Annotated in this window: 16 protein-coding genes and 5 pseudogenes; 12 read left to right on the top strand and 9 right to left on the bottom strand. The window is 50.4% G+C overall.

Annotated elements, in window-relative coordinates; genetic code table 11:
• Positions 1-51: 51 nt before the first annotated feature.
• From trxA to JCM17471_RS05430, 3 genes and pseudogenes are all read left to right on the top strand, one after another.
• Positions 52-381: a thioredoxin gene (gene trxA, locus JCM17471_RS05440; protein ID WP_054777113.1), complete on the top strand. Its 330-nt coding sequence runs from the start codon at positions 52-54 to the stop codon at positions 379-381.
• Positions 362-1,137: pseudogene (locus JCM17471_RS05435) on the top strand (threonine/serine exporter family protein). The gene trxA and the pseudogene JCM17471_RS05435 overlap by 20 nt, the downstream one beginning before the upstream one ends.
• A 9-nt stretch (positions 1,138-1,146) precedes the next feature.
• Positions 1,147-1,585: pseudogene (locus JCM17471_RS05430) on the top strand (threonine/serine exporter family protein).
• 294 nt (positions 1,586-1,879) lie between these two features.
• On the opposite strand, the gene JCM17471_RS05425 reads toward JCM17471_RS05430, so the two are convergent.
• Positions 1,880-2,755 carry an alpha/beta hydrolase gene (locus JCM17471_RS05425; RefSeq protein WP_054777111.1) on the bottom strand — a complete coding sequence of 292 codons (876 nt, stop codon included), beginning with the start codon at positions 2,753-2,755 and terminating at the stop codon, positions 1,880-1,882.
• Between the two features lie 19 nt (positions 2,756-2,774).
• Positions 2,775-4,103, bottom strand: a pseudogene (locus tag JCM17471_RS05420) (PTS transporter subunit EIIC).
• Between the two features lie 220 nt (positions 4,104-4,323).
• Between JCM17471_RS05420 and deoC the strand changes: the two are divergent.
• The 4 genes and pseudogenes from deoC to JCM17471_RS05400 all read left to right on the top strand — a co-directional run bounded on the left by deoC (position 4,324) and on the right by JCM17471_RS05400 (position 8,213).
• The gene (deoC, locus tag JCM17471_RS05415) at positions 4,324-4,992 is read left to right on the top strand and encodes a deoxyribose-phosphate aldolase (RefSeq protein ID WP_054777110.1); all 669 of its coding nucleotides are present in this window, start codon (positions 4,324-4,326) and stop codon (positions 4,990-4,992) included.
• Positions 4,992-6,184, top strand: a pseudogene (locus JCM17471_RS05410) (phosphopentomutase). The gene deoC and the pseudogene JCM17471_RS05410 overlap by 1 nt, the downstream one beginning before the upstream one ends.
• A 27-nt stretch (positions 6,185-6,211) precedes the next feature.
• Entirely contained in the window at positions 6,212-6,919 is a 708-nt protein-coding gene (deoD, locus tag JCM17471_RS05405) for a purine-nucleoside phosphorylase (protein WP_054777109.1), read from the top strand.
• A gap of 187 nt (positions 6,920-7,106) precedes the next feature.
• The gene (locus JCM17471_RS05400) at positions 7,107-8,213 is read left to right on the top strand and encodes a C40 family peptidase (RefSeq protein WP_439646748.1); all 1,107 of its coding nucleotides are present in this window, start codon (positions 7,107-7,109) and stop codon (positions 8,211-8,213) included.
• A 50-nt stretch (positions 8,214-8,263) separates the two neighbouring features.
• Here JCM17471_RS05400 and JCM17471_RS05395 read toward each other — a convergent pair whose 3' ends face one another.
• The 7 genes and pseudogenes from JCM17471_RS05395 to JCM17471_RS05365 form a co-directional block, all read right to left on the bottom strand.
• Positions 8,264-8,998 carry a WxL domain-containing protein gene (locus JCM17471_RS05395; protein WP_162208359.1) on the bottom strand — a complete coding sequence of 245 codons (735 nt, stop codon included), beginning with the start codon at positions 8,996-8,998 and terminating at the stop codon, positions 8,264-8,266.
• Positions 8,983-10,182 carry a lectin-like domain-containing protein gene (locus JCM17471_RS14435; RefSeq protein ID WP_054777106.1) on the bottom strand — a complete coding sequence of 400 codons (1,200 nt, stop codon included), beginning with the start codon at positions 10,180-10,182 and terminating at the stop codon, positions 8,983-8,985. The genes JCM17471_RS05395 and JCM17471_RS14435 overlap by 16 nt, the downstream gene beginning before the upstream one ends.
• A gap of 163 nt (positions 10,183-10,345) precedes the next feature.
• The gene (locus JCM17471_RS05385) at positions 10,346-11,191 is read right to left on the bottom strand and encodes a sce7725 family protein (RefSeq protein ID WP_054777105.1); all 846 of its coding nucleotides are present in this window, start codon (positions 11,189-11,191) and stop codon (positions 10,346-10,348) included.
• The gene (locus tag JCM17471_RS05380) at positions 11,188-11,871 is read right to left on the bottom strand and encodes a hypothetical protein (RefSeq protein ID WP_054777104.1); all 684 of its coding nucleotides are present in this window, start codon (positions 11,869-11,871) and stop codon (positions 11,188-11,190) included. The genes JCM17471_RS05385 and JCM17471_RS05380 overlap by 4 nt, the downstream gene beginning before the upstream one ends.
• Positions 11,872-11,883: 12 nt before the next feature.
• Positions 11,884-14,250 carry an ATP-dependent DNA helicase gene (locus JCM17471_RS05375; RefSeq protein ID WP_054777103.1) on the bottom strand — a complete coding sequence of 789 codons (2,367 nt, stop codon included), beginning with the start codon at positions 14,248-14,250 and terminating at the stop codon, positions 11,884-11,886.
• Between the two features lie 486 nt (positions 14,251-14,736).
• The gene (locus tag JCM17471_RS05370; RefSeq protein ID WP_054777102.1) at positions 14,737-15,525 is read right to left on the bottom strand and encodes a hypothetical protein; all 789 of its coding nucleotides are present in this window, start codon (positions 15,523-15,525) and stop codon (positions 14,737-14,739) included.
• A pseudogene (locus JCM17471_RS05365) lies at positions 15,525-16,669 on the bottom strand (YncE family protein). Before JCM17471_RS05365 ends, JCM17471_RS05370 begins: the two are co-directional and overlap by 1 nt.
• A gap of 133 nt (positions 16,670-16,802) precedes the next feature.
• Here JCM17471_RS05365 and JCM17471_RS15085 point away from each other — a divergent pair.
• From JCM17471_RS15085 to JCM17471_RS05340, 5 genes are all read left to right on the top strand, one after another.
• Positions 16,803-17,006: a hypothetical protein gene (locus tag JCM17471_RS15085; RefSeq protein ID WP_054777101.1), complete on the top strand. Its 204-nt coding sequence runs from the start codon at positions 16,803-16,805 to the stop codon at positions 17,004-17,006.
• Between the two features lie 104 nt (positions 17,007-17,110).
• Positions 17,111-17,458 carry a hypothetical protein gene (locus JCM17471_RS15080; protein WP_225354144.1) on the top strand — a complete coding sequence of 116 codons (348 nt, stop codon included), beginning with the start codon at positions 17,111-17,113 and terminating at the stop codon, positions 17,456-17,458.
• A gap of 131 nt (positions 17,459-17,589) precedes the next feature.
• Positions 17,590-18,249, top strand: a complete 660-nt coding sequence (locus tag JCM17471_RS05350; RefSeq protein WP_054777099.1) for an alpha/beta hydrolase — start codon at positions 17,590-17,592, stop codon at positions 18,247-18,249.
• On the top strand, positions 18,231-19,076 hold the full coding sequence (locus JCM17471_RS05345; RefSeq protein WP_054777098.1) for a sulfite exporter TauE/SafE family protein: 846 nt from the start codon (positions 18,231-18,233) through the stop codon (positions 19,074-19,076). Before JCM17471_RS05350 ends, JCM17471_RS05345 begins: the two co-directional genes overlap by 19 nt.
• A complete protein-coding gene (locus JCM17471_RS05340) occupies positions 19,073-19,441 on the top strand; it encodes a DUF1634 domain-containing protein (RefSeq protein ID WP_054777097.1) in 369 nt (122 codons plus the stop codon). Before JCM17471_RS05345 ends, JCM17471_RS05340 begins: the two co-directional genes overlap by 4 nt.
• Positions 19,442-19,562: the final 121 nt, after the last annotated feature.

Genomic DNA, 19,562 nt, shown 5'->3' with positions numbered 1-19,562 from the left:
ATGTCTTAAAATTGATTACAATAGAGAAATGATATCAAAGGAGGAAGACGGATGAGTCAAGTCGCAACAGCAGCAAATTTAGAGACAATCACACAAAAAGGCACCGTGATTCTCGATCTATGGGCACCATGGTGTGGTCCCTGCAAAATTCTGAGTCCCATGTTAGATGAATTGGAGACCGAGCTCACTGGGCTGACAGTCGCCAAATTGAATGTGGACCACAACCAAGAAATTGCGGAACAGTATCACGTGATGAGTATTCCGACCTTAATCGTCTTCCAAGATGGCAAAGCTGTCGAAAAAGTAACTGGTGTCTATCCCAAACCAAAACTTAAAGCTTATCTTGAAAAGAAGTTAGCCGATGCGCAGAGTACGGACTAAGACACAGGGGTTAGATAAGTCCCTCTTGCTGGATACCTGTCTGCTGGCTGGTCGCATCATGATCGAAGGTGGATCTGAAATGTATCGGGTCGAGGACACCATGAATCGCATCGCGCGCAATGCGGGGATCAGTGCGCCGGTCACATTCACAACGCCCACGGGTATTTTTATCAGTATCCAGGGTGAACCTTACATGCAGCTGAGTCCTGTAAGTCAACGGGGCATTGATATGGAAAAAGTCGCTGGGGTCAATCAGCTTTCACGCCACTTCGCGGACAAGCAGATTTCATTGTTTGCGTTACGCGCTAAGTTGATGGACTTGGATCAAAATACGCCTTATTTTCCATTGTGGCTCCAGGCAATTGGTTCCGCTGTCGTCAGTGCCACGCTGATGATTGTGTTTGCCCAGACCTATGATTGGTTTGATGTGCCACTTGCGGCCATTGCCGGGACGGTTGGTTTCCTGGTTGCCTATGGGGTGGCTGCCAAAACGAAAATTCGCTTTATCAGCGAAACATTGGGGGCCTTGTCACTCGGACTGGTCGCGTTGATCGGTGTGCGTATTGGCGCCGGACAAAACCTCGATAATGTTATCATTGGCGCTGTGATGCCTCTAGTTCCCGGTGTGGCCATCACGAATTCCATTCGGGATATGTTGGCCGGCAATTTGCTCTCGGGCATGGCACGAGGTATGGAAGCCATTCTCAGTGCGGCCGCGATTGGTGTCGGCATTGCGTCATCTTCCGATTCTTTTAGGGGGCAACCATGGCTTATAGTGTACAATTTCTAATTCAATTGAGTTTTAGTTATCTCGCAACGGTGGCCTTTGCCATCTGTATCAATGTGCCACGGCGCGCCCTGAATTTTGCCGGGTGGGCCGGTGCCATTGGCTGGATCTGTTACTGGCTACTCAATACCCACGGCACGGGTCGGATGTTTGCGAACCTGATTGGCGCTGTGGCCGTCGGTGTCTGTGGCATTATCTTTGCGCGCATCAAAAATGCCGGTGATCATCTTCAACATTCCTGGTCTGGTGCCACTGGTGCCAGGAGCCACGGCCTATCAGGCTGTCCGTGCCCTAGCATTGGGAAACATGGACCTCGCAATTCAGTTGGGTGTGCGGGTCATTATGGTGGCCGGTGCGATTGCTGTCGGGTTCATGGTCTCTCAATTGCTGAGTGAGCTCACTTACCGCTTGCATTAACCACTCAGTCTGTTATACTGATTTCATGCGATGAGTCGAGTAACCAATCCTTGCGATTGGTGAACGCACCTGACATGGGGTAAAACCCACCCGCCGGATATGAGGGGTCAGGGATTCCCTCTGAGTTGTGGAGCCCATGGAATCTGGTTAGTCTAACTAACTATTGCCAAGAAAGCGTTGGTCTTTTGACCGACGCTTTTTTGTGCACAAAATTCTGGTGCGCCGACAAATAAGAGGAATACCGACAAACCTACTGGGGTCTGTTAGTGTTCCTCTTGTTGTATTCAGATAAGACTAATCACCTGGTGTTCGGCCGACCCCAGCGCCGTTTGGTTGCCGGGTATTGCCGTTTGGTTGCACGCCACGTTGGTTAGGTGTGGAGACGATGTATTGGCTAATCAGACTGACAATCTGCTGATTTTGGGGCAGATCGGAGTGCGATGCATCATCACCACTCACCGTAATCTGGGTGTAGTGCTTGACCTGGTTTTGGAAAATATACTTACCGGCTTCAACACTGGAAATCGGAACGGTACCATCGCCATCGAGATTTTCGGTACCGGCAATCGAATAAACGGTCAGATTGGTTGGCAATGCCTTGCGCGCGCTAATCATGTCACTCAGCATCTGGGTCCGATTTTCGATATTGCTTTCCTCTAGGTTATACGGTGTCCCGATTGTCATCAGGCGAGACAGCGTGACATCCTTGGGGTCAAAATATTTCTCGAGAAACAGCGTGTAAATCAGACCGCCATTACTGTGCCCGATGCCCCGAAAACGATTGAACTGATAGGTCTTTGCCAGTTGCTTGAAGGCAATACTGAACCACTTGGCCTGTTTCTTGATATTGGCATAGCCGTCCTTATTGTTTTCAAAAGCAACCACGATATACGGTTCGTTATCATTTCGCGCGATTTGACCCGAATACTTCAGGGTGCCATCGGTCTGCACTGTAATCTTGAGGAGGCTGTGGCCGGTAGTTTGCTTATTGAGCATGGTAATCAGGGTGTTGAAGCGTTCCTGACTGGCCGAGCTACCCGGAATCAGAATCACGGGTTGCATTCGTGAGTTGTGCACGACTTCAGCCGATTTGACGTTGCTGGTCATCCAGTCGATGGCTGGGACCATCACAACAGCGAGTAAGCTGAGACTGACGACAGCGAGCAATATGAGGCGCCAATATTTTTGATCATGCGCGTTCCTCCTTGATTGCTTCTAAGTTAACGGTTTGACTCAACCAGACAAAAGGCAGATAAATCAATACGGCGACGACCAGACAGAGCGCGCTGACAAAGAATGCGACCCAGTTCCCATTGGTGCCTAAGAAGGCAATTAATGGTCCCGGTGTGGTGCTTGGCACCGTGTAGACGACAGGTGGCATCAGGTGCAGCCGGATGAACGTCCACGCGATAGCTTGGGTCACCAGCGGTATAATCGCAAATGGTAGGAGCAAAATAGGATTCATGATGACCGGATAGCCGACCAGCATGGGATTAGGAATGTTGACCAGGCTAGGAAACAGCGATAAACCCGCAATTTTGCGTGCGGACTTGGTTTTTGCAATGAGTAATGTCGCGATAATCAGTGCCAGCAGCATCCCAACACCACCGAAGTTCGCGAAAGGATAATACACGGTGTTGATGGTGATCGGATTGGGCACATGATACAGGTCGTGGTGTTCGAGCGCGTAATTGAGGTTGGCGGTCGCAGTCGGACTGCTGCCGAACTGATTCAAGGCGTTCAGTGGCCCCTCAATGCCTGCCCACCACATGATGGTGTTGAGCATGGTGACCAGTGCCAAACGAATGGAGACATGGCTGCTGAGTCCACCGACAGGGAGTCGAAAACCGATATAGGAGAGCCCGATGATGCCTTCTGGACTGACGAAGTTGATGCCGAAACTGATGGCCAAGCTGGCCAAAATAATGGCGAAAATCAACCACATGTTGCGCAGACTGTGCTCGGTCAGTTCTGAGATACTCATGAATTGCGATGGTCCTGTTTGATCGGGACTCTTTGAAAACTTGAATAGCCAACCGATTAAAACACCCAGCCAGAACGCAAAGAACATGCCGCGGTACCCAAAATTTTGAATGCGGAAAAAAGTCCTGACTCGTGCTTTGGGTGAAGTTGACGTTGAACATCAAGAAACTGGTGACCCCGGTGAGGCCGGCGAGATTATCATCCTTGAGGTATGTTCGCGCCATAAACTTGGCCGCAAAGTACACCGTGGCGACCGCTAGAACGTTGAAGGTGGCCGCCACAACGAGATTGAGCACACGATTAATTTCGTTATAGGCCGGAATCACGCGATCGAGATGATAGATCTGCGCAAAAAACCATTGGGTGTGAAAACAGATAGACTGAGGGCTTGAACAAAGTTGCCCAAAAGAATAAATGGAAAAATGATGGCTAATGTCTGCCGCAGGGTGCGGTAGAACCGAAATTTGCGCCAATACAGGCTGCGACTGACTAACAATGGTACCAGTCGCGTTTGAACATGATTTAACATAGGCATTCCCTCGATTGATTAGACGGATTCACTAGCTCAAGTGTAGCAAATACGCACAAAAGTGGTTATCATTTCGTCCTTTTCTGGAGAATTATTGACATTTTTTTATTTTTGCCGATTAATTATTTGGTATAACGCATTCAATATTCGGATTATGACGGAAAAATGGTGCAGAGCACGAAGCGGCATGGTAGTATTTAGGTAATCACACTAAAGGAGCAAACACATGGATAAGCCACTTGCAAAATATATCGACCACACGCTGTTAAAGCCGGATGCCACACAGGATCAAATTGATGTTTTACTCGAAGAAGCCAAACAATACGATTTTGCTTCTGTCTGCGTCAATCCCTATTGGGTTGAACGCTCAGCTGCCGCACTGAAGGACAGCGATGTCGAAGTTTGTACCGTTATCGGTTTCCCGCTGGGGGCCAACCAGACAGCCTTGAAGGTCGCTGAAACAGAGATGACCATTAATGCTGGTGCGCAAGAAGTCGACATGGTGATCAATATCGGTGAATTGAAGGCTGGACACGATGAACAGGTGCAAGCTGATATTCACGCGGTGGCTGAGGCTGCCCACCAACACCAGGCGATTTTGAAGGTCATTATTGAAGCCGTGCTATTGACGGATGATGAAAAAGTGCGCGCTTGCGAACTCAGTGAAGCCGCTGGTGCCGACTTCGTGAAGACCTCGACTGGTTTTGCTGCGGGTGGCGCGACTGTCCATGATGTGGCGTTGATGCGTGCAACGGTCGGCGATCGCTTAGGCGTGAAGGCTGCGGGTGGGATTCACACCTATGCCGAAGCTAAGGCACTGATTGAAGCAGGTGCGAGTCGCTTAGGTGCCAGCGCTGGTGTTGCGATTTTGAAGGAAGCGGAGGCAGCAAAATAATGGCAAAGTTTGATCGCGTTGTCGCAATCGTATTGGATTCCATTGGGATCGGTGAAGCACCGGATGCGGCTAAATATGAGGATACAGGTGCGGATACATTAGGCCATATCGGCGACTTTTTGGTGACAAGTGGGCATTGCCTAATTTGCAACGCTTGGGGTTGGGTAATATTCGCGCGGATAAGCCGATTACGGGGGTACCCGCAATCGAAACCCCGATTGGCTACTACGGCAAGATGTACGAAATTTCTGCCGGTAAGGATAGCATGGACGGTCACTTTGAAATGATGGGTGTGCCTGTGACCGAACCACTTGGCTTTTTCCCCAATGGGTTTCCAGCGGAATTAATTGCAAAAATTGAAGCCTTCGCGCATCGCAAGGTGATCGTGAACAAGCCTTATTCAGGAACCGAAGTGCTGAAGGATTACGGAGAGGAACAACTCAAAACAGGCGATTTGATCGTTTATACATCGGGTGACTCTGTGCTCCAAATTGCGGCGCAGACGGATTTGATTCCATTGAAGGAACTCTATCGCATCTGTGAATACGTGCGTTCCATCACCATTGATGCCCCTTATCGCATTGGTCGGGTGATTGCGCGGCCATATGTCGGTACAACCAAGGACACGTTTGAACGCACCAGTGATCGTCACGACTATGCGCGGTTGCCTGATAAGCCGACCGACCTCAATCGCCTGCAAGATGCCGGTGTACCAACCTATGGCGTGGGTAAGATTAATGATATCTTCTCCGGTCAGGGTCTTGATGACGGCGTGCACACCACCAGTAATGTTGACGGCATGAATCAGACCATCGATGCCATCAAGCGCGGTCAAGAAGGTTTTATTTTCACCAACTTAGTCGACTTTGATGCGATGTACGGCCACCGTCGCAATCCTGAAGGCGATGGGCAGGCTCTCATGACCTTCGACCAACAATTGGGTGAACTGCTCGATACATTGGCACCCAATGACCTGTTACTGATCACAGCCGATCACGGGAATGATCCTGGTTTCCGCGGCACCGATCACACTCGGGAATATGTGCCACTGTTGGCCTATAGTGCGTCACTGCCAGGCGGTGCAACGCTTGGCATTCGCTCACCATTTTCCGACCTAGGCGCCACCGTGCTTGAAAACTTCGGCGTGGCCGGCAATGGTATCGGTCATTCGTTCTTGGATCAATTGAAATAGACGTCACCAGTCAAAAGGAGAATTCATATGAGTACACATATCGATGCCCCACAAGATGCGATTGCAGATGTTGTTTTGTTACCAGGCGACCCACTGCGCGCGCAATACATTGCTGAACATTATTTTGACAATCCTGTGCGGTACAACACCGTGCGTAACGCGTTTGGTTATACCGGCACTTACAAGGGGCGCCGTATCTCGGTTCAAGCAACCGGCATGGGGATTCCCTCTATCAGTATCTACATCACAGAGCTGATGCAAGACTATGGCGTGAAGACCTTGATCCGGGTTGGAACCACCGGCGCTCTGAGCGCGGATGTCCATGTCCGTGACGTTGTGATTGCGCAGGGCTCTTCGACTGACAGTTCAATCATTCTGAATACATTTGGTGCCGGATTGTATTTTGCGCCACTGGCAGACTTTGGCCTGCTACACACGGCTGCCGATCTCGCGGTCGCTAAGAACTTGTCATATCACGTCGGGAATGTTTTGGGTGAAGATCGGTTCTATAACGATGAGCTCGATCGCCAAAAACTGATCGATTATGGTATTTTGGCTGCCGAAATGGAAACACCAGCGCTGTATCTGTTAGCCGCCAAGTATCATCGGAAGGCCCTGTCCATTTTGACCGTGTCAAACCACATTATGACCGGTGAAGAAACGACGGCAGAAGAGCGCCAAACCAGCTTCCACGACATGATGGAACTGGCGCTCGACGTGGCACTTGAATCTTAGAAATATGTTTTATGCGTTTACTTGAAAGGTTTGAAACATAATAATAAATAAAAGACGACCGATACCAAAACAAACGTTTGGTTAGAGGTCGTTTTTTATTATCGGCCTATGATTGTAACATAACTGTAACATTCTAAAACGGGTTATCGTGTGCATTCAATGTGCGAGCGTGCTATGCTGGTCTTAGTTGTTAAGAAATCGGAAAGATTATTACGAAATTCTAAACCTGAAGTATGGAGGAATAGTCGATGGGAACGGGAACAAAGTATTAGCAGTCACCGCAGGCGTTGCGGGTGTTGTTGGTGCAGCCACGATGGTATCCGGACATACTGTTGCCGCTGCAACGGGTACAGTGAGTTATCGAGCTGGCGCAACAACCGTCTGGGCGAGTCCTGCTTTCAAGCAAGCGAAGCGCTACTTGACCTTTAATCAATCAGTTAATGTCTTAGGTTCAAAAACCGTTAATGGTTCCGTCTGGTATCAGATCGGTTCGAACGAATGGGTGCCATCCGTTTATTTGAAAGTGGGTCAGGCAGCAACGTCAACCCCAACTCCCGCTAAGCCGACACCAGCCAAACCTGCGCCTAGTCAGCCCGTTCAACAGGCACCAACAACCAGTGGCCAAATTAAGCTGCAAGTGAGCTATCAAGGTGGTGCTGTTACCGTCTGGAAGACAACGGCTTTTTCAGGGACGACAGGGCAATACTTGACTCATGGCCAAACTGTCACTGCTGTCAGCAAGACCGTTGTGAATGGCGCGACATGGTATCGCCTGAGCTCAGGTGGTTATGTGCCAGCTCAGTATCTGAAGGCTGCTGGTCAAACGACAGCACCGAGTCAACCGGCAAAGCCAGCACCAAGCCAACCAGCCAAACCTGCGCCTAGTCAGCCCAATAATAATGAGGTAGCGCAAGCACCCGGCGTTGCGAATCCAACTGCCGTGGCGGCTGTCATTAATTTGGCCCGCCAACAGATTGGTAAGCCATACGCTTGGGGTGGCAAAGGCCCAACCAGTTTTGACTGTTCTGGGTTGATGAGCTATGTCTTCCAAAATGCGGTCGGCAAGGCAATCGGTGGTTGGACTGTGCCACAAGAATCCAGTGGTGTTCGTGTCAGTATCAGTGCCCTGAAGCCAGGCGATTTGGTTTTCTGGGGTAACGCTGGGAATACTTATCACGTTGCGCTTTATGTGGGTGGGGGCCAAATGATCGACGCCCCACGCCCCGGCTACAATGTCCAATTGACCGCTATTTCACCATACTGGGCACCATCATTTGGCGTGCGTGTGCTCTAAGCAGGTTTAATGAAAATAATTTAAAAAAAGACGCTGTGACCGATTGTGGTCTAGCGTCTTTTTGCGTCTCTCAATGTGTGGACTACGGCGCTGTTTGCAGCGTCCACGTCGCCGTTGCGCGGTAATGACCCGCTGTGATAGTCGGTTGGGGGTGGTGTTTTGAGGTAAGCCGTCGGTGTTGTGGTTAACGATTGTTTGGCCGTGTTGGCTTGATAGAGAATCGTATCTGCACTCGTGACAAGCGGCAGCAGCGTTTGGTTATCAACCAATTGCGCCTGACCGGTCAGTGATAATCCCTTGGTGGGTGTGAAGTCGCTGAGTTGCACATGCAGTTGCCAACCCGAACCTTTTGGCCGCGTGTCGGTGATTTGAAGCGGCTGCGCAGGTGCGGCCAGCCAGTCAGCGGGTTGCGTGATTGGCGACTGTCGACCAGCGTAGCCCTTGATCATCGCACTGACAGTTGGATCACCACCAGTACTGGTGGTGAAGTGAAAACTGGGTGCCTGAGTCAGCTTTAGCACGCCGGGATTCCCAGCAATGGTGTAGTTGAGTGAATTGAAATCAAACTGCGCATTATCACCACTAACACTTCCCGTTGTGTAGTTGGTACGCACGAGATTATCGAATTGGCTTTGCTGCTTGACCACCACCGGTAATGTGATGGTCATTGTGCGATTGAGATTGCTGGTGAAACCGGGCAGATTGGTGATGCTCAGCCCGGTACTCGTGACAGTACCAGTGGCCGTTGCGGTGTGACCATCCGCGTACGTCAGGGTAAGCGGCATGGTATCACCCACACTGAGCACTTTGCCGCTAGCGTCCACATAGTCGAACTGATCATCTTTTTGCAAGTTAGCGGTGAGATTGCTGTTAAGCAGTGGCCAAGACTGGAGACTGGTTGCGGCATAATCGATGGTGTAGTGATATTGCAATTGATCGCCGCCATTGAGCAGTGAGCTTTGATCAACCTGTGTCTTGCCCTGCCACAGGCTGGCACTGGTTGTCGCGTTGACCAGGCCAGGAATCTGCTGGAAAGCGACCACGTGTGCTTCTGAAGCCTTACCGCTCGGTCCCGTTGAGCCGGTGAAGCCCATGTAGAGCTGGGAGTTACCAAAATCGCACTGATCTGTGCTGCTGTCCAAGTCACCGAGCGTTTGATGGCATCGAATTGATAGGTGAGTGTGCCACCGCCCGCGTTGTCCTTTTGCCAATCAAAGGTGAACTCGTGCCATTGATTATTGGAGATATTGCTCGGCAGCATATCAAAGCCACCGTAATATTTGCCAGCAGCAGGTTGTTGGTAGAGACTCAGATTGGTGACGGTGAAGAGGCCCTGAAACTGATACATATCTGGCATGCCTGGATAGCCATAGCCCACATATTCACCGTGTGGTTTGGTCTCGGTTAAGCCTTGATTGTACACGAAGCGATCCAGTGTATCGCTGTTGTTGTAGGTATCAAAAACAATCGAGAAACTTTTCTTCAGGGTCTGCGGATCACTCGCTTCTTTATCCGAGTTCAGCAGGGCTCCTTTTTCTGGCCCCCACACGCCTAACGCGGCACCATTAGCGCCAGGTGAGGTGGGGCGCACGCTGCTGAGTGAGAACGTCATCCCATCCCCGGGATTGCTGCTGTTATTCCCAAAGTAGAGTGCCATCTGGGCATGGAAGTTGTTGTTGAGATTCAGTAACGGCTGGTTGCTCCAGATAGCGCCGGATTGATTGAAGGCTGATTTGGTGACCTCCACGCCAACGTTGTAGTTACCATTGACTAAGTTGGCACTGTTGCTGGCACTCAACGGTGTAAACACATTATTGAAGGCGATGAAGCCTGGTTGGCCGTCACTCTGTCGGGGTGGCTCTGGATAGGTGGTATTGCCCCATGTAATGGCCGCGCGCACCAATGTTTGGGGAGCAAACATGAATAAGAGGCCAATTTCAAGCATCATGGCAGTGAGTAATTTGAACACAGTAAATCGACCTCGATTATTGCGGCAAGCAAAAAAGCCCCGCTATTTTTTAAATAACGGAGTCATTATAAGCAATAAGGTTAATGAATGGAACTGTTTTGCTTGTGTACAGTTTAAACAAAGTCACAATTATTTTAACGCCATAATTAGTTATATCAAGTAATCAAATGGCATCATCGAGCCAGCGCCCAATCAACTCGAGATGGTGCATCAATTGTAACTTGCGCAAGGTCCCGAGTGCGGGAAAGTGGCGTTCATGGTAAAAGGTAATCAGTTGCGTGAGGCCGCTGGTCACAGCTTCTGGATGCATGGCCAACCAAGGCTCAAGCTGACTGGCCGCTTCAAAGAACTTGCTGGCTGGGTCCTGATAGTCCTCGTTATTGACCGAGACAAAATGATGGAGGCGTAAGGTGTTGTGTGGCCCCACATACACCAAGTGCAAAGCGATGGCGCGTTGGGCAAATCCCTGTTCTTGATAATCGCCAGTCGTGATGGGATATTCGCTAAACCCGATGCCCGGTAACAGTGAGACTGGGTATTGATAGAATTCATCTTGCAATTGGGCATAGTCAGCGGTGTGGGACCACGTTGTGAAGTGGTCGTTGAGGTAAACGGCCGAATCGAGCCGCAGTTGCCGCACACGGGCCTCATCGGGCACGACATGAATGCCAGGTCGATGCTTGAGTAAGCGCGCCTGGGCCATGGTTTGAGCGATGGTGAGGGCACTATCGATGGGATCAAAATAGCGGCCAGCCATCAACGGTGGCGTCAGCGCAATCTGATGTTTGGGTGTCGCCAGTAAGCCGTAAGTCCCAACTTGTGGATTGGTGACCACAACCAGTGGCTGTTGACGCTTCGTGAAGGCCTTCGCGGTTTTGACCAAGCCTGGGAGGTCTTTGACTGGTTCTAGTATTGGTACCACTCGTGGGCTTAACAGGTGCTGATTAGCGAGTTCGGTAAGCGCGGCCAGATCATAGAGTTTGCCGCGAATCAGTGGGTAATAGTTCATGAGAGTCGGTCCAATTTCAATCGCGCGATTTCGGCGGTTAAGGCATCGACCTCTTCTTGCAGCGCTTCAATCGTATCGTCATGTAATTCATCGACAAAGCGGTCGTAGAAGTTTGCCTCAGGTTGATAGAGCTGATAATTTTCGGTGCGTTTTTTGAGCGCTTGGTAGAGCTGATCACTGTGATAGCGATCCAGGCCTTTTTCGACCTGCTTAGCCTTCACCACTTCACGATTCAGACTGCCGATGAACCGCGCCGTCAGTGCCGCATCAGGCACCTGCAACGCCTGATACTTGGCGGGCTTACTGATGGTGAGCTGACCTGGTGTGGTGATCGGAATGGTACTGGCTGCCAATGCTTTCTTGTCAAAAGGCTGATAGGTCAACACGCCAATTTGGGCAGGAATCTCGGCCTTGAGTTGCGTGTAGAGCTTATATGGGAGGACGAAGTAATTGTAGTGGCCGATGAAACTCAACTTGGCATGGCTGTGAAAGTCGGCCTTGGTCACTTTGAGTTCAAAACAGCGCCAGGTTTTGGCGCCATCGGGTGCGGTTTCTAAGACCAAGGTATCCACAATACCGGCATCATCTGGCATGGTCACTTCCTCGACCACGGCCGCGCCTTGTTCCTGCCAGTATTGATAGAGTGTTTTTTCGAGATCGAGGGTGAGTGCTGTTTTCATATTGGCTCCTTGCTAATCGGATTGATCCACATTGGCCCAAAAATTGACCAGTTGTTCGGACAGTTGCGTCAGGTTGCGGCTTGTGGTGGCGTGCTGCCAATGTTTTGGAAAGAGGCGGCGATAGCGTGGCGTGGTGAAACGCGCGTCAATCAAGAGCACGACGCCATAGTCATGGGCGCCGCGGATGACGCGACCGGCCGCCTGTAACACATTATTGAAGCCGGGTAATTGGTAGGCATAAGCGAACCCCTGACCATTTTTCTTGTTGAAGTATTCTTTGAGTCGATCGGTCTCACTGTTGAGGCCGGGTAAGCCGACCGATATGACAGCGACGCCGATCAAGCGGTCGCCCTTCAGATCAATACCTTCAGAGAAGATTCCGCCCAGAACGGCGAAACCAACTTGATGGCTATCAGTGGTGAAGTTGGCCAAAAAGGCATCGCGGTCTTCAGCGTTCATGCTGGGCACCTGGCGACACAGATCCGCGGTCGGATTGGCACGGGCAAATGCGGTGTAGACCTGATCTAGGTATTGATAGGACGGGAAGAAAAAGAGATAATTGCCCGCCTTACTCATCACCAACGCGGTGAGGGTGGCGATGAGTTCGGGCAGATTGGCTTCCCGCTGCTGATAGGTGGTTTGGATGTTAGCTGTGGCGATGACGGCCTGATGCGTTTGGGCAAAGGGTGAGCTCAGCTGGTAGGCGAGACTGTTGTCGCTGCCGCCCAGAATGTCTTGATAGTAGTCAATCGGTGAGAGCGTCGCCGAGAATAAGACGGCGCCGCGGCCCTTAGCTAACGAGAGATCGATGAAATGACTGGGGTCTAAACACAGTTGTTTGACCACGGTCGTTGTATCGTGGCTGAGCTTGGTTTCAAAGCTGTCATCGTAGTATTCTGCGATACGCAGATACTGGTTGGTCGCAAAATACACGGGCAACACGAATTCCACGAGCGGCTGCTGTTCTTCATCGCGATTGACCTCACCCAGCCAGTCGTGCACGGCCTGACTGAAGTTGCTCAAGCTGGTGGCGAGACTCGTGATGGGTTCAGCCTGAAACATCTCGCTGGTATTTGCCTCTTCTAAGGTGATTTGGAGCGTATCGAACGTGGTGATGACCTGATTGATGCCCTTTTTCACGGCGCGTAAGCTGGGATATTTGCCGCGCAATTGTTTTTTGAGCTCGACAAACGCTTGGTCATTGATATCGGCCGAATACATCGATCGGGCGCGTGAGACCAGATTGTGCGCCTCATCAATCAGAAAGAAGTTGCCCGGATCGGGTTCACTGAAGAACCGTTGCAGGTAAACGGTGGGATCAAATAGATAATTGTAATCGCAGATGATGACGTCACAAAATAAACTGGCATCCAGTGAGAATTCAAAGGGGTCCAAGGTATGCTTTTTGGCATAGGTTTCAATCACATCACGCGTGAGTTGATTCTCATTGGCAAAAAGATCCTTGAGCGCTGGTTTGAGTCGATCATAGTACCCAATCATATAGGGATTCAGACTGGGATCGTCTGGCTCGTCCGCAAATGTGATGGCTTCCTTAGCCGTCAATGTGATGCTTTTGGCAACCAGACCGTGATCGGCGAGTAAGACCATGGCCCCTTCTGCAACGTGGCGCGTGCTCTGTTTGGCGGTGAGGTAAAACAGGCGATTGACGAGCTCCTCGCCCATGCTCTTGATGGCGGGAAAGAGGGTTGAAATCGTCTTACCGGTTCCCGTGGGTGCTTCGACAAACAAGCGTGTTTTGGCATAAATGGTCTTATAGACAGCGACAGCCAGTTCACGCTGACCTTGTCGATAGGCGGGAAAAGGGAAATCGAGCTTGCGGACGGATTGATTGCGGGCGGTTACGATATCGCTGCGCATCGTTAGCCAATCGGTGAATTCGTTGATCAGGTCATCGAACCGTTCCGCCAATTCCTGTGCCGTTTTGACTTGAGTGAGCCGCGTGATTTCGTCGGTTGAGGTCTGATAGTAAATCAAATCCAGCTCGACACTTTTGAGCTTATCGCGTTCACACAAAAAATGGCCGTACGTGAACACTTGTGCCCAGTAGCGGTCCTTGGTGTTTTGGTCGAGCTCATCAAAGGTGCGCGCGGATGTCTTGATTTCTTCAATCACCGGTTGTTCCTGTGTGATGATGCCGTCCGCCCGCCCATTAATCAGATAATCCTGGCCATTAATGGTGACGGTTTGTTCTAAATAAACTTCTTTTTCAAAGTTTGGCTCACGGTCGCGTTGTAACTTGCGGTGAATGCGACTGCCGAGCATGGCAGTATTATTGGATGCGCTGGTGACGGGATTGAGGTCCCCCGTGCGCACCGTCAACTCAACCAGCTCGCGGACGCCAATTTTGGTTGCGGTCATAATGAATCCTCCGCGTATTAGTATAGAACATTTGTACGGTCATGGGGTAGCGCCCGGGAGAGCGAAAAAGCGACCGTGTTGTCTCGATTAGGAGAGGCACGGTCGCTTGATAACTAAATGGGCTTTTATTGTGATATAAACGCGCTCCAATTCCCAACAATCTCCGTCTAACTCGCTTTTCGCACATGGCACAAACCACCATGTCCATCAAAGCCCGTTAGTACGCGATTGCTAACCGAGGATTGTCGCGCTCTAAACGCGCTCATCCACACTGCCTGTTCCGCCTAACCTAACCAGCGCCAATTGCACAAACCGCAATTATAGCGCTAGTTTCGTTAGTGCTCACAGCCAAAGCGTGTGGCTTCGCGCTCTAAACGCGCTCCAAAAGGCAAAACACTCCGGTTAGCTCAGCTTTGCCGAATCCACAGACCAGATTCTAGCAAAGCTATTGCTAATCCTCATGTTTTAACCACCTTTTGTCGCGCTCTATAATCCCACCAATAGCAGCACAAAGATGAGCACCCGATTGAGCGCAAAAGCGGCCAGAGTAGGGACCAGTACATTGCGTGAGCGGCGATAAGCCCAAAAGAGTGGCACTTGCGCGAAACCAGCTGACAGCATGTTCTGTAAGATGCCACTATTTTCTGGTGTGGTGGTCAATATACCGGCGAGCGCTGCGGCCACCACATAGGTGAGCACGGTGGCAACGCGAGGCTTGTTGGGCAAGTAGTGATGCCAGAGTTGCCAAAAAGCCAGAAAGAGCGCAACGGCAAATAACTGACTGCCCAGCGTTAGGAAGAACTGCCGGCCCGTGACCGTCCAAAAGACAACGGATGAATCGAGTTGGGAAACATTCAATGAATTGTTCAGATTGACACCAACCTGAGTGGGAATCATGTCACCAAAGAAGTTGCCGATAGATTGAAAAATCAGGTTCAAAGCGCCGTAAGCCAGAATGTACCACAGGTCACGCCAGCGCGGTTTGGCAAAGAGTGCCTTGACTGCTGGTGTGCGGCCTGCCCAATACAATCCAATCAACATCATTAAGGCATAGCCAATACTGAGCCCGATGATGCCAATAATCTCGATGGGCTGGTGGTGCCGCAAGAAGGCCGGCCCCGACATGAAGAGCAGATTGCTGATTGGATTGTTCACGTTAATGAAGAGATAGGTGAGCCACATGACAGCAAACACGCGCAACCATTCATTGATCGTGAAGTGAGGCTGCGTTTCGCTAAATGGCATGGGCCAAGTTTTGCGATGTTTGGCTAACATTATGATTTCACCTCTTTCTTAATCAAGGTAATGAAGTCCTTGAGATCCAGTGAGACAACGCGATCGATATGGTCGTGGCTGGTCTTTCTATAGGCGTACGCGCTGGACTCATAGATGGTATACAGTCGGCCTTGATGATTGCTGATTTGTTCCAGGTGTGACGGCATCGTGACCGTCGTCAAAGCATCGGATTTGTGATAAATGGTTTGTTGGGATCTTCCTTGAAGATGTAGAGCTTTGATCGTCCCGGGCCAAACGACTGCGACAAAATTGCATAGCCATCATAAAAGGCCAATCCCTGAATCTTTTGTAAGGTGTCCTGGCGCAAAACCGCATTCGTCAAAACACTGACCTGCGTCGATAGGCGGCCAACAAGACTTTGCCCCTGAATGCGCCCGTTCTTGTCTAACAGATAGCGCTGAATGTTGCCGGCACCGCGGGGATTGAAGAAGCCGACAAAGAGAGATTGTTTGTGATAGGTAATGAATGACGCGCGACTGATGGTACCGAGTAGGGCACGCTGACTGTACGTGATGGGTTTGTTCTTGCTGAGTTGATAAGACTCGAGTGTTTTCAGACTGATAGCAAACACTTCGGCCCAATTGTCGCGGCGACCACAGACCCACAGCTGCTTGGCGTTTGGATCATAGGTGATGCCACCCACATGCGGGCGGCCTTGCAAGACAACAGTTTTGATGAGCCGCTTGGTCTTCAAATCCTGCACATACAGCACGGAATTCAACCGCTCGTCATGGTCGTAGGCGGATGTGACCAGATACTTACCCGCAATGGTCACCCCCTGTGGCGTCATGGCGGTTCCCATCGCGCGTTCGCCGGTGGCCGAGTCAATCGTGGTGGTGGCCTTGAGTCCTGGGATAATGCTAAAATCGCGATAGGTGAGGTCATGACTGTTGTCGTTGGTCTCGTCGTTTGCTAACGCCAAAACATCTACAGACGGATATCGTTTTAGCGTTTTTTCAAAGGTGTTTAGTGAATACACGGCATCCGTATTGGTAGTGGTGCGTGTCGTGGTTGGTTGCGTGATGTACCGCTTGACGCTCTTATGCCCCCACCCCATCAAGGTATACATGCCGATGGTTACAAGCAGTGTCCCAATCAGCAGATACCAGCTACTTTTTTTCACGGCTCTCGCTCCTATAAGTGTGATGATGACGCTTTAATCCAGTTTATCACAACGCTTTCAGAAAGACCGTCTTGAAACCCGCAACGCATTTAGGCTATGATGGGCAATATTAATAGATGAAGGAATTGACGACATGGAAATCAACGTTCAGACCTACCAAAATGCGATCGCAGAAGGCAATTATGATTCTGTTCGCGAAAATGTCTCCCCTGAAACACTCAAGCAGAACGGCTTGGCTGCCACGATGGCGGGCATTTATACCAATGTGCGCGAGGCCACGGAAGCGGGTCACTTGATTCAAGCGCAGTTAGAAGTGACCTACAAAGTGCCGACGTAATCAGCATTGAAACCGGTGTAATCAATCTGCCACTCGAGAATTACAAGAAAGTTAATAATTTTTTAGAACCAGAAGAAATTGTCCCTGTTAATCTGTATCTTGTGGTGACATCTGAGGCAATCAATGTCTCGGGGTTGCGCATCGATCTATTCAGCTCGGTGGCCGATTATCTGGCGGACTTCACAACCAAGAATGCAGCCCTCAATGAAGCCATCAGCGAGAAACTAACGCTGATTGAAGAAGAGATGGCAAAACCTAAACCCGTGGTGAAGGAAGTCCCAGAAGAAAAGAAGAAACCGGCGGCCAGAAAGACAACGCGGAAGACAACCGCGACGAAGAAGCCCGCTGCGAAGAAGACAACGGCCAAGAAAACGACAACAACCAAAAAGGCGGCACCAAAGACCACGGCAAAACGCACGACCGCCACTAAGCCGGCCACAAAGAAGGACTAGCGTATGAAGTGGTTGCGGCGAATACTGATCAGTTTAATGATTATCGCTGCCTTGTTGGGTGGTTGGTGGTGGCGTCGTTTACAGACGTACCGCCATTTTTCTGTGCCTCAACACGATGTGGCGACCGTTTTGTGCCCGGCTATGGTGGTAATTGGATCTCGTTTGGTCCGATGATTGGGCGGATGAATCGGTATCACGTCGGGACGGCTGCTGAGACGCTGCAGGTTCACGCTAATTCGGTTTCCGTGAAACACGAGGGTCGTAGTGGTAAGAATCCGCTGATCAATGTCTTGTTTGATAATCCATTTAAACCAGCGACACAGGCCAAGCAAATGCGACTGGTGATGGCGAAACTCAAGCAGATGGGAATCACAAAGGTCAATTTGGTCGGACACTCGAGTGGCGCCAATATTATTTACGACTATCTAACGCGCTATCGACACGAGAGTGATCCGATTGCACTGAAGTTTGTCAGTTTTGCGACCGACTACACGACAGGTGAAGTGAATGAGGCGGAACGCTTGCCACACGCGCTACAGGTGCAAAATATTGGTGGTCAAATTTGGCAGTCCGATGGGGATTGGGCAATCAATGGGACATCGAGAGAAGCCTTCACGGCGGCCGTTGCGCCTTACGTGGCGAGTGTGCAGACGGTCACGGTGCATGGCAGTCCGCTGGATAGTTATCACAGCATGTTGCATCAGAACCTTGATGTCGACAAGCTGATTGCGCAATTTTTATTTACCAACACAAATCAAAATGGGGTGAAACAGTGGTACAACAAGTATTGATTTTGGCATTCACTGGCGTTGCGGCCGGTATATTGGGCGCACTGTTAGGCCTCGGCGGCGGCATTATTGTCACGCCTGTATTAACACTGATGATGGGCCTTCCGATTCAGTATGCGATTGGCGCAAGTATTATCGCGGTGATTGCGACGAGTTCTGGGGCAACCATCGCGTATCTGAAAGATGATATGTTGAACTTGCGAGTGGCGATGTTCTTAGAAATCGCGACAACGGTTGGGGCCGTGGTCGGCGCGATCGTCACGGGCCTGGTTAACAGCAAGGTGCTGTTTGTGCTGTTCGGTGCCTTATTACTCTTTTCCGTGTACAACATGATTCGGAAGATGCTCAGTAAGGGTGAAAAAGAGGTTGAGGTTACTGACGACCGTTATGCCGAGAAGTTACGGTTGAACGGGAATTATTACGATAAGGCGACCAAGAAGGATATCGAATACTCTGTCACCAATGTTCCAGGTGGCTTTGCCATGATGTTCGGCGCTGGGATTGCGTCTGGGTTACTCGGTATCGGTAGCGGGGCCTTCAAGGTGCTCGCCATGGATACCATCATGAAGATGCCACTCAAGCCATCCACAGCAACAAGTAATCTGATGATGGGGGTTACCGCTGCGGCTAGTGCCACGGTTTACTTCTTCAATGGCGCCATTCAACCACAGATTGCGGCACCACTGGCGATTGGGATTCTGGTCGGTGCAACGATTGGGACACGTATCATGCAATACTTACCGACGAAGGTCTTGCGTTGGATCTTTATTCCTGTCATCGGCTACATGGGCTTACAGATGCTCTTAAAAGGATTTGGGGTGTCAATTTGAAATCGACTAAGGAAGAAATTCAAGAAATCGAAGAAATTATCGGTAAACTGCTTCGGATTGGAGTTATCATTTCCGCGGCCGTCATTATTATTGGACTGCTATTATTATTGATTACAGGCAATTCGGGTTACCCAAGTGGGGCACATCCTACACGACCTGGCGCCATTATGGCCGGTGTCGTTGCGCTCAAGCCAGCCGCTGTCATGATGCTTGGCCTGTTTCTATTGATTCTCACACCCGTGTTGCGGGTTGTGGTGTCAATCTATGCCTTCATTAAGGAATCGGATTGGCTGTATACAATCATCACCACGGTTGTGTTGGTCATCTTAATCGGTGCGATGTTCATCGGGTATGCGGGACACTAGAGCGCGACAAAAGGCGGTCAAAAATGAGGATTAGCAATAGCTTTGCTAGAAGCCGGTTTGTGGATTCGGCAAAGCTGAGCTAACCGGAGTGTTTTGCCTTTTGGAGCGCGTTTAAGTGACA

The sequence above is a fragment of the Lacticaseibacillus saniviri JCM 17471 = DSM 24301 genome, from assembly GCF_001311785.1.
Lineage (GTDB): Bacteria > Bacillota > Bacilli > Lactobacillales > Lactobacillaceae > Lacticaseibacillus > Lacticaseibacillus saniviri.
Note: the sequence above shows the minus strand (reverse complement) of the source record. Positions and strands in the feature narration are given on the sequence as shown.